Source organism: Diaphorobacter sp. HDW4B (genome assembly GCF_011305535.1).
Classification (GTDB): Bacteria; Pseudomonadota; Gammaproteobacteria; order Burkholderiales; family Burkholderiaceae_C; genus Diaphorobacter_A.
Map to the genome: position 1 here is coordinate 176,041 of NZ_CP049906.1, position 10,611 is coordinate 186,651.

General features: G+C 58.0%; 10 protein-coding genes. 9 read left to right on the forward strand and 1 reads right to left on the reverse strand.

Going from position 1 to position 10,611, the window contains the following annotated elements; translation table 11 throughout:
* Window positions 1–4 precede the first annotated feature (4 nt).
* Complete coding sequence (locus G7048_RS25665; RefSeq protein ID WP_166071317.1) at window positions 5–757, reverse strand: SDR family NAD(P)-dependent oxidoreductase; 753 nt, start codon at window positions 755–757, stop codon at window positions 5–7.
* Between the two features lie 250 nt (window positions 758–1,007).
* On the opposite strand from G7048_RS25665, the gene G7048_RS25670 reads away from it, so the two are divergent.
* The 9 genes from G7048_RS25670 to G7048_RS25710 all read left to right on the forward strand — a co-directional run bounded on the left by G7048_RS25670 (window position 1,008) and on the right by G7048_RS25710 (window position 10,601).
* Complete coding sequence (locus tag G7048_RS25670; protein ID WP_166071318.1) at window positions 1,008–1,754, forward strand: IclR family transcriptional regulator; 747 nt, start codon at window positions 1,008–1,010, stop codon at window positions 1,752–1,754.
* A 355-nt stretch (window positions 1,755–2,109) separates the two neighbouring features.
* Window positions 2,110–3,306, forward strand: coding sequence for a MaoC family dehydratase N-terminal domain-containing protein (locus G7048_RS25675; protein WP_166071319.1), 1,197 nt, complete (start codon window positions 2,110–2,112; stop codon window positions 3,304–3,306).
* A 12-nt stretch (window positions 3,307–3,318) separates the two neighbouring features.
* Window positions 3,319–4,548 carry a CaiB/BaiF CoA-transferase family protein gene (locus G7048_RS25680; protein ID WP_166071320.1) on the forward strand — a complete coding sequence of 410 codons (1,230 nt, stop codon included), beginning with the start codon at window positions 3,319–3,321 and terminating at the stop codon, window positions 4,546–4,548.
* A gap of 35 nt (window positions 4,549–4,583) precedes the next feature.
* Complete coding sequence (locus G7048_RS25685; protein WP_166071322.1) at window positions 4,584–5,822, forward strand: CaiB/BaiF CoA-transferase family protein; 1,239 nt, start codon at window positions 4,584–4,586, stop codon at window positions 5,820–5,822.
* A 92-nt stretch (window positions 5,823–5,914) separates the two neighbouring features.
* Window positions 5,915–6,886, forward strand: a complete 972-nt coding sequence (locus tag G7048_RS25690; RefSeq protein ID WP_166071323.1) for a tripartite tricarboxylate transporter substrate binding protein — start codon at window positions 5,915–5,917, stop codon at window positions 6,884–6,886.
* A 79-nt stretch (window positions 6,887–6,965) separates the two neighbouring features.
* Window positions 6,966–7,757 (forward strand): crotonase/enoyl-CoA hydratase family protein, encoded by a 792-nt coding sequence (locus G7048_RS25695; protein WP_166071826.1) that lies wholly within the window; start codon window positions 6,966–6,968, stop codon window positions 7,755–7,757.
* A gap of 22 nt (window positions 7,758–7,779) precedes the next feature.
* Window positions 7,780–8,358 (forward strand): DUF2889 domain-containing protein, encoded by a 579-nt coding sequence (locus tag G7048_RS25700; RefSeq protein WP_166071324.1) that lies wholly within the window; start codon window positions 7,780–7,782, stop codon window positions 8,356–8,358.
* A gap of 140 nt (window positions 8,359–8,498) precedes the next feature.
* Complete coding sequence (locus G7048_RS25705) at window positions 8,499–9,536, forward strand: porin (RefSeq protein WP_166071325.1); 1,038 nt, start codon at window positions 8,499–8,501, stop codon at window positions 9,534–9,536.
* 78 nt (window positions 9,537–9,614) lie between these two features.
* Window positions 9,615–10,601: a LysR substrate-binding domain-containing protein gene (locus G7048_RS25710; RefSeq protein WP_166071326.1), complete on the forward strand. Its 987-nt coding sequence runs from the start codon at window positions 9,615–9,617 to the stop codon at window positions 10,599–10,601.
* The last annotated feature ends 10 nt before the right edge of the window (window positions 10,602–10,611 follow it).

A 10,611-nucleotide genomic window follows, 5' to 3' on the forward strand; every position in this document is an offset into this window, starting at 1 on the left:
GGGTTCAGCCCGAATAGCGGCCACCGGTGACAAACAGCGTGGTGCCGCTGATGTAGCGCGCCACATCCGAAGCAAGAAACGCGACAGCATTGGAGATGTCGCGCGGCTCGCCCAGAAAACCGACGGGAACCTTGGCGGTGGCGGCTTCCTGCAACTTCGGAAAGTGCGGCAAATTGCGCATGCCCGGCGTCATGATGAAACCCGGCGCAACGGCGTTCACGGTGACACCGAATCGACCCTGCTCTTGTGCGAGAGCGCGGGTGAAGCCGACCAGACCTGCCTTGCCTGCCGAGTAATTGGTCTGCCCGGGGTTGCCGAACAGCGAGCGCGACGAGATGTTGATCACGCGGCCCCACTTCTTTTCCATCATCTGCGGCAGCACGGCGCGCGAGCACAGGAAGGCACCTTTCAGGATGATGTCCACCACGCTGTCCCAGGACTGCTCGGTCATCTTGGTGAGGTAGCCGTCCTTCACGATACCGGCGTTATTCACCAGGATGTCGATGCCACCCAGTTGCTGCTGCGCCTGCGCCACCAGGTGCGCCACTTCGTCTTCGCTGGTCACATCACACGCCACGGCGATGGCTTCGTGCCCCGCTTTTCGCAAGTCTTCAGCCGTCTCGTGGGCGCTGCCGGCATTGATGTCGGAGACGACGATCTTGCATCCCTCCTCGGCCAGTTTGAACACCGTATCGCGGCCAATGCCGCTGCCCGATCCTGTGACGAGGGCCACGCGCCCTTGAAGATTGAGTTCCATGTTGCTCCTGAATTTCCTCTGCCTTATTTCAACGAAATATCGTTTTATTCAACGATTGGTCGTAATTTAAGGTTTGCAGATCGACGTGTCAACGACAAAGGTGACAGTATTTCCATGAGTTCTGGAAATCCCTAGGTACATATCGATGCCACGGCTTCCCGCTGACGACATCGACTTTCCCAGTTGGGCATGCAAACAACCAGACGAAGTAGAATCCGACCTATCGTCAAGAAATGAATCAGGAGTTGGTGTGCCCGCAGACGTACCCGCATGTGCCCGGACCCTGGCGGTCCTCGAAGTATTTGCGCGCGAAAAGCGCGAGCTGTCCGTATCCGATGTGGCGCGATTTCTGGACCTGGCCGACAGCAGTTGCTCAGACCTGCTGCACACCATGATGAAAGCCGGATATGTGGTGCGCACCGCCAAGACGCGGCGCTTTTATCCCACTGGCAAGCTTTATTCGATTGCGCTGGACATCTCACGCAATGACCCGCTGTACATGGCCAGCATGGAAATGGTGGAACTGCTCAGCGAAAAAACTGGCGAATCCGCCTTCTGCGCCGTGCTCGACGATGGCGCCGTCAAGGTGTTGGCAACGGCAGAAGGCAAGCACCATCTGCGCTATGTGCTGCGCACAGGGGAGCGCATTGCGCTGCACGCCTCCGCGCTCGGCAAGGCGGTCCTGGGCAGCCTTGACGATGAAGAAATGCGCCGCCAACTGCGCCTGAAGCCCCTGCGCAAGGTGACGCCCGAAACCATCGTCGACCCCAACGTCCTGGAGGAAAACGTCAAAGGCCAACGCGAGCGTGGCTGGTACAGCGTGCAGGAAGAAGGAAATGATGGTGTGCTGGCATTCGGCATTCCTCTGCAGATCGGCGACGCCAAAGTGGCCTTGTCCATCGCCGGCCCAGTCGAGCGCATGCGCAAGAATCAGGAGGCTTACCTCAACGAGATGAAGCAGATCGCTGCGGCAAGCAATGCAGAGAAAACGGCTTGAATGAGCTTGTCGAACGAAGCAAAGCTGTTTTTGACGCCCATGCTCCCTCCCCAATGCCTGCGCGAGGAATATTGAGCGTCGCGTCAACACATTCCACTTCCAGCCAGCCGTGGAAATCCATAGACGCAGCTGATGCATTAAGTCCAGCACCTGCACTCTCCCACCATCGCTGACGTGCACTGTCCATGCACGACCATTTCCTTCTCAGCAAGTTGTGCGTGCCCAAACGTCAACCCACACACAGCCTGCCAAACCTAAGCTCTAGGTCATGAATTTTCGTTGTCTCAAGCCAATCACCTGCAAGGGAATTGGCCCGGGACTTTGAAAACTTGTGACCACCAAAAGGAGATATGGAATGTCAGAAGCCAGCGTGATGGAAGCCAATAGCGAATACGGAAAAATTACCGAGGTCGAGCTCGACAAGATCCGCGCCCGACAAGGCAAGGTCTATCCAATCAACCAACCTTACCTGCGTCATATCAATCGCGACAGTATCGAGCATGTCGCTCGGGCCATCGGTGACGCCAATCCTCTGTGGCTGGATCCCGCGCACGCACAGCAGTCTCGTTTTGGAAAAATGATTGCCCCACCCGCGCTTTTCTACGGAGCGGCCTGGGGTAGTTGGGATCTGCGACGTGGCCAGGGATTGCCTGGAGTTCACGGGCTTCATTCCAGCGATCGTTGGATCTACTATCGCCCCATGTTTGAAGGCGACGTGGTGCATGCCACCAAAGTGCCGGCGTCGATCGAAGAGAAAAAGGGTCGCTGGACAGGTGGTCGTCAGTTCCTGCAAACCGACAATATCCATTTCTACAACCAGAACGACGAGCTGGTCGCCACTTGCGTGATGTCCTTCATCCGCGGTGAACGCGAAGCTGGAAAGTCCAAGGGCAAGTACGCCGACATCGCCAAGGCGCGCTACACGGACGAAGAAATCGAGCAGATCGATCGCGAAATCGCCGCCGAAGAGGTTCGTGGGGCAACGACTCGCTATTGGGAAGATGTACAAGTCGGCGACAAGATGCAGCCGATCGTGCGTGGGCCGCTGACGGTGTCCGACATGATTGCCTGGATGATGGGCATTGGCTCACCTCACATTCGCAGCGGGCAGCACTGGCTCGCCTACCGCAGGCAATCTCCCAAGGTGGCTGTCAAGGACCCCGATACACGCATTCCTCAAGCCGTCGAACGCGTGCACTGGGATCCTTACATGGCTGCCGAGATCGGCATGCCCAACGCCTACGACTACGGTTCGCAACGCGGTGCCTGGGCATCCCACTTCATGACGAATTGGGCTGGTGATGACGGCTGGGTAGCGGAGTGCCATCCGTTCTATCGTGGCATGAACTTTGTCGGGGACACCTTGCGCATTCGCGGTGAAATCACTGCCAAATGGATAGGCAAGAGCGGCATCGGATATGTCGAATGCAAGTTCGACAGCGTCAACCAACGTGGCGACAACATCATGCCGGGCACTGGTGTCATCGCACTGCCACAGCGCGGCAAGCCACTGGGCACGCAAGTGATCGATTGCACGACAGACAAGCCTTGAGCGAGTTCTGCCATGTCTCAGAAGTCCAATGAGAGCAAGCCTCTCGCTGGCGTCCGCGTGCTGGATTTTACGCACGCGGCCGCGGGCCCCTTTGCAAGCATGTTTCTCGCCGACCTGGGGGCTCAGGTCTACAAGATCGAGAAACCCAAGGGAGGTGACGGAGCGCGCACCATGGGTGTCCCCGTTCCCGCACGTGCACCCAACGATTCCGACTATTTCGTGAGTCTGAATCGCAACAAGCAAGGCTTGGCCATTGACCTCACCGCGCCGGAAGGCATCGTGCTGGCTCGCGAGCTCGTCAAGCAGTGCGATGTCGTGCTGGAGAATTTCCGGCCGGGCGTGATGGACCGTCTCGGTCTGGGCTTCGATGCTCTCAAGGCGCTGCGCCCCGGACTGGTCTACGCGTCGATTTCTGCCTTTGGCTCTTCAGGGCCATGGGTGGATCGGCCGGCCAACGACATCATCATGCAGAGCGTGTCCGGGCTCATGGGCATCACCGGAGAAGTGGGCGGCGGGCCCGTGCGCATCGGCGCTCCGATCTCCGACTTCTCCAGCGGCTTGTTCATGCTGTCGGGGGTCCTGGCAGCCTTGTTTGCCAGAGCACAGCATCCAGAGGGGCAGCACGTGGAGGTGGCGATGCTGGAAGCGTCACTGAACATGATGAGCAACTACATCCCTTCTGTGGCTGACATGGGAGCGCAGGTAGCCCGTCTGGGCCGGGGTCACGCGCAGATCGTGCCGTATCAGGCATTCATCTGTGCCGATGGCGAGTACCTGATGATCGGCGCCTTCACACGAGGCTTCTGGGTCAACCTCTGCCATGCCCTTGGACATCCCGAATGGATCACTGATGCCAAGTACGCCACAAACCCCGCACGACTGCAGCACCGCGCCGAGCTCACCGCCAAGCTCCAGGAGATTTTCATCACCCAGCCGCGAACACATTGGACTGAGGTGATCACCAAGGCGGATGTGCCAAACAGCCCTGTCTATGAATTGCACGATGCCATTCACAGCGATCAGGTTCGACATCTGAATTCGCTCATGCCAACGGGATCAGATGAGGCTGCTGTGCGCGTTGTCCGCAACCCAATGCGCGTGAAGGCCTGGGGCGAATACCAGGCAATACGCTCTCCCGGTTTGGGGGAAAACACGCGATCCGTGCTGAAGGAGCTGCTGGGCAAAAGCGATTCCGAGGTCGACTCGCTGGTTCAGCGCAACGTGGTGGTCGACGCCCAATGACGATGGAAGCCACCGATTCCAAGAAAGCAAATCCTATGTCTCACAATCCAACCAAGGCCCAACGTCCAGCCATTCTCTCCGGGCTTCGAGTGCTGGATATCGGCCACCAGTACGCGGCCGCCAACACGTGTGCGATTCTGGCCGATCTGGGTGCAGAAGTCGTTTCCATCGAACACCCACAACGCAGCGCCATTCGAACGATGCTTCCCAAGCGCGATGGGCACTCCATGTGGTGGAAGATTGCCCAGCGCGGAAAGCAGTACGTGACCTTGAATCTGTCGAGTCCGCAAGGACGCGATCTGTTTCTGAAGATCATCAAGGACTTCGACGTGTTGGTGGAGAATTTCCGGCCTGGCACCATGGAAAAGTGGGGTCTGGGTCCGGAAGACCTCGAGAAGGCCGGCGCCAATCTGGCGATGGTGCGCATCAGCGGATATGGTCAAACAGGGCCTTACCGTGAACGCCCAGGCTTTGGCACAGCCGCAGAAGCGATGAGTGGGTTCGCTCACATGAATGGCTTTCCGGACGGTCCGCCCACCTTTCCATCCACCACGCTGGCTGATGGGGTTGCCTCGCTCTTCGGCGTGATCGGAGCACTGGCCGCACGCATGGACAAGGTTCGCAACCCGGACAACCGCAGCGTTGAAGTGGTGGATGTGGCGCTCTTTGAGGGTCTGTTTCGCATCATCCCCACCCAAATTCCCACTTTGCAGCAGACAGGACATGTGCAGACCCGTCCAGGCAACTATCTGGGTGAACACGGCGTTCTGAGAAACACCTATCGCTCCAAGGACGGTCGGTTCTTCATCGTTGCCGCCGTTGGCCCGGATACCATGCGCCGCATTCTGGTGGCAGCCAAGGCCCAGCCAATGGTGGACACCATCGACGCAGGAATCATGCTCGGTCACGACACCAGGACCATTCAGGAATTCCTTGCCGGCTGTGACCAGCACTTGACGCACTGGGCCAGCCAGCGCGACTTCACCGAACTGGAACGCGATCTGATCGATGCAGGCGCCGTGTACAGCACGATCTACAGTGCGGAGGAAATCATGAACGACCCTCACTATCACGCACGAGACGATCTGGTGACCTTGCAGGATCCGGATCTGGGAACCTTCACCATGCAAGGCATCGTTCCCAAGTTCCCTGGTCGCGAGCATCACATACGCCATGCAGGCGGGACACGTGGTGCAGACAATGCGGCGTTCTATGGCCGCGTCGGCCTGACGTCGAGCGATATTGCTCAACTGACCGAGCAAGGCGTCATGTAGCCCACAGTACCGAGACCCCGAGACTCAGCTCGTAGTCTGATTCTCGGGCCATTACCTGCATGACACTGCACAACTAAACCAACGAGACAAACATGTGGAAATCGAAACTCAAGGGGGCACTCGCGGCGTCCCTGTTCATTGTCGGCATGACCGCGCAAGTCGCACATGCGCAAAGCTACCCGAGCAAGCCCATTCGCATCATCGCGCCAGCCACCCCCGGTTCGCCGACAGACATTCTTGCGCGGATGTTGGCCGACGGCATGGGCAAGTCACTCAAGTCGCCCATCATCGTGGACAACAAGCCCGGTGTCGAACAGCTCATCGGACTGGAACATGTCATCAAACAATCTCCACCGGACGGCCACACCATGGTGCTGGTGGGACTGGATAGTCTGGCCTTGCTGCCGATCACACGCAAGGATCTGCGCATCAATCTCAGCGAAGACCTGACAGTCATCGCAGGCATGGCAGAGGGAAAGTACATTCTGGCAGGTCCCGCCAGCGCGCCGTATGCCACCTTCGGCGAACTGGTCAAAGCCATCAAGGCCGAGCCAGGCAAGTTCAGCTATGGTGCTTCCGCCCCCACGGTGCGGTTTCCGTCGCTCACACTGATGCATGAACTCGGCCTTCGGATGGAACATGTTCCTTACCGAGGCGGCAGCCCGTACGCTCTGGATCTCGCATCCGGTCTGATTCAATGGGGTTTCCTGTCGGAAACCACGGCCCACACCGTCAAAGACCGTGTGCGCTTCTATGCCATTTCGGGCAAAGAGCGCAGCCCCAGTTATCCCAACGTGCCGACGTTTGCAGAACTCGGGTTTCAGCGCATCCAAGGCCCTGCCTACGCATTGGCGCTGCGCAAGGACACACCGGCTCCGATCAAGGCAAAGATCTCCGAAGCCGCCAAAGCGGCCATTGAGGCTCCGAGTTTCAAGGCCAAAGCCATGCAGAGTTCGTTCCTGGACGCTCAGTACGAGGACGAAGCAACCGTTGCACGCTCGCTTGCCGCACGCATCAAGGACTATCGCGATGCCGCCACCAACATGGGCATCAAGCCAGAGTAATTACCAACCGGCAGACACGCTGGACCGCCATTCCATGCGAATCGGTGCAGCGGAACCTCACCAACGAACGGACTTCCCAATGGGCGATTTTCTCTTGTATGAACAAAACGATGCACTGGTCACATTGACCATGAACCAGCCGGACAAACGCAATCCACTTACCGGCAACGACGCAGTGGCGGATTTTCATGAAGCGATCGAGCGCATCGAGGCTGACCCCAGCGTGCGATGCGTGATCCTCACGGGCAACGGGCCATCATTTTCTGCAGGCGGCGATATCCAGACCATCGAGGATCAGGCATCACCCGAGATGGCGCAAATGACGATCCGGCACTGGTATCGCAAAGGCATCCAGAGTCTGAGCAATGCGCTCTTCAATCTCGAAGTGCCGATCATCGCCGCAGTCAACGGTCATGCCATGGGCGCCGGACTGGATCTCGCCTGCATGTGCGACATCCGCATTGCATCCGACAAGGCCGTTTTCGCTGAAAGCTTCATCAAACTGGGCATCATCCCCGGCGACGGCGGCGCATGGTTGCTGCCTAGAGTGATCGGCATGGCGCGCGCTGCGGAACTGGCCTTCACTGCCGACGTCATCAATGCCGCCAAGGCACTTGAATGGAATCTGGTGTCCCAGGTAGTTCCACATGATCAATTGATGTCCGCAGCGAACGCGCTGGCCCTGCGCATCACTCAACACCCATCGCATGGCGTGCGGCTCACCAAGCGCTTGATGAAGGAGGCCATCCATGCCCGACTCGATTCCATTCTGGAACTCTCGGCGGCGTTTCAGTGCATTGCCCACAAGACGGCAGACCACCACGAAGCGGTGAAAGCCTTCAAAGAGAAGCGCCCACCGGTCTATTCGTGATCTGAACACAAGGAGCATGAGCATGGAGCCCAAAGCCAACACCCACGCAGCTTCAAGTGACGGTGTCCAGCGAGTCGAGATACACACGCGCCAGATAGAGCTCAAAGGGTATCAGCGATCAGATGGACTCTACGAAGTGGAGGCTCGCATGTCGGATCGAAAGCCGCACGCATTCACGACCCCCTGGAGTGGCCGTACGGTTCTCGCATACGGTGCAACGCATGACATGGGCGTGAGGCTGGTGTTCGATACGGACATGACAGTGCATGACGTCGAAACCTTCACCCACGATGCACCCTATCCGGCATGCTTTGACGGAGGCAAGCCCTTCAAGGCACTGATCGGATTGAGCATGAAGCAGGGTTGGACGCGCGCCGTCAACGAGTGCCTGCCGTCTGCCTCTCGATGCACGCATTTGAAGGAACTGCTCAATCCTCTGGCGACGGTCGCTTTCCAGTCGCTGACCATGCTGCGACTCGGGCAACCTCATCAAGTCGATGACAACGGCCGGCCCTTGAAGATCGACAGTTGCTTTGCCTACGCGTCCCACGGACCGGTAGTCGCGCAACTCTGGCCCGAGCACTCCACCGCAAGCCCGTGATCACTGCGATCCGCCTGCGCCACTAGACCACGTCTCATCCTTCGAACGATTCATCCACACCCTGTGGAGGAATGACTGTTGCCCAAAACAGCCGTACCGATCGTTCGGAGCCATTGGACATCTCACGAATTTGGATATCTATGATGAACAGAAATTTTGCATTCGCTCCGTTGCTCTGCGTGGCAGCCATCGCCCATGCACAAGGCTCATTGACGATCTCGGGGACCATGGACATGGGGCTTCAGCACCTCAACGGAGCGGGAACTTCGAAGTCCAGCCTCTTCAGCGGAGGCAACACCACAAGCAAACTCGTGCTGCGTGGCACCGAGGTCATCAGCCCGGGTCTGCAAACCTTCTTCTGGCTGGAGTCCGGCATGTCGGCTGATGAAGGAAAATTCAATACAGCCAACACAAGAAACCAACCACACGTCACCGCCAGCTCGGGTGGCGGCATGGCATTCGATCGGCGTGCCATTCTTGGTGTCAAAGGCACGTATGGAACCGTTCAGGCCGGTCGGGATTGGTCGCCAACCTACGAAACCTTTTCGGCCAAGTTCGATCCGTTTGCGATCAGCATCGGCATTGGGCTGAACTATTCGGGCAGCAAGAACAGTGACGGAGTCAGAGTCTCCAACAGCATCGCTTATCTCACGCCCAAGATCGCATCGGCTTTTGACCTCAAGGTGCAGCACTGGTTTGGCGAAGGTGCGGGTGATTCTTATGGCACAGGAAGCGGCATGCGCCTTGGGTACGAGAATGCGGGCATGCTGGCAGCGCTCGCCTACGCCAACACGCAGTTGAAGGACGCCAGCGTCATCTACCGAAACGTCGCGGTGAACTATCGCGTAATGAACGATCTGGCGCTCATCTTCAGCGCCAACAACGACAGCTACGGTCAAATCAACTACCGGGGCTGGCTGGGTGGGTTCAACTACCGGCTGGGCTCCGGAGAGATCAAAGCCTCCTACTCGACCATCCGCGTGCGCTCTTCGGAAGAGCCCAGCGGCCGCAAATGGGCCCTGGGATATGTCCACCACCTCTCGCGCCGAACTGCGCTCTACGGCACAGTCGCGCACATCAGCAACCGCAATGGAGGTGCCTTCAACGCCGCAGGTTTTGAAGTGGGCAAGAACCAATCGATGAATGGCGTGGATCTGGGGATACGCCACAACTTCTGAAACCCTGAATGCCGAAAGCTCTCGGTGCAAAGTTTTCGGCATCGCTTCAACAGCCATGTACACCGACTGCAAATCCACATGCCGCCAAACACTTTGAAGGATCAGGCAAACGCCATCCTAAAATGGGTTCCCATGTCAGGAATGCTGGATCCCGTTTCTCTTCAATTGTTCGTCGCCATCTGTGAGCACCGCAGTCTCACCGAGGCTGCGGAACGTGAATGCCTGACGGTCTCGGCGGTGAGCAAACGGCTGACAGCGTTGGAGCAGCAGATCGGCACACCTCTTCTGGAGCGTAGCCGAGGCGTCATACAACTGACCGTCGCGGGGGAGTCACTGCTCCCCGCAGCACGCGCCCTGCTCCAGTCGATGGAGAGGATCCAGGCCAATCTGACGGAATTCAACTTGAGCAGCGGCGGCCGAGTTCGTGTGGTATCCACCATGTCGGCGCTCACGTCTTTTCTGCCGGAGGATATCGCCGAGTTCAAGAAGAGCCAACCGGACATACAGGTTTGCATCGACGAAAGAATTTCGACCGATGTCGCCAAAAGTGTCGAGGAAGGTCGCGCAGATATCGGCATTTGCTGGGACCTTACAGGAACCCGCCATTTGGAGACCATCCCTTACCGGCAGGATCGACTTGTCCTGTTGGTACACAAGCATCATCCACTGGCCAATAAAACGAGTGTGACTTTTTTGGACACGTTGCCCTACGAGAGAGCAGCACTGCAAGGTGGCAGCCTGGTCCATCAGATTCAACAACGGCTCGCCATTGCAGAAGGAAAAGCACTCCAAACGTCGATTTTCGTGCGCACGTATGACGCCGCCTGCCGCATCGTCGCCGCCAATCTGGCATGTGCCATTGTTCCGTCTGAATCAGCGCATGCATGGATCAGAAACTATGGACTGCAGGCCATTGCGCTCGACGAAAAATGGGCGGCTCGCAACTTTGTCCTCTGTGTCAGGGACAAGCTGACGTTGTCGTTTTCCGCACGCAATCTGCTGGAGCATCTCACCATGGCTGCGCGCGCGGATCGCGTTGCCGCTTCAAACAGGTCCATTCTTTGAGCAGGCTTTT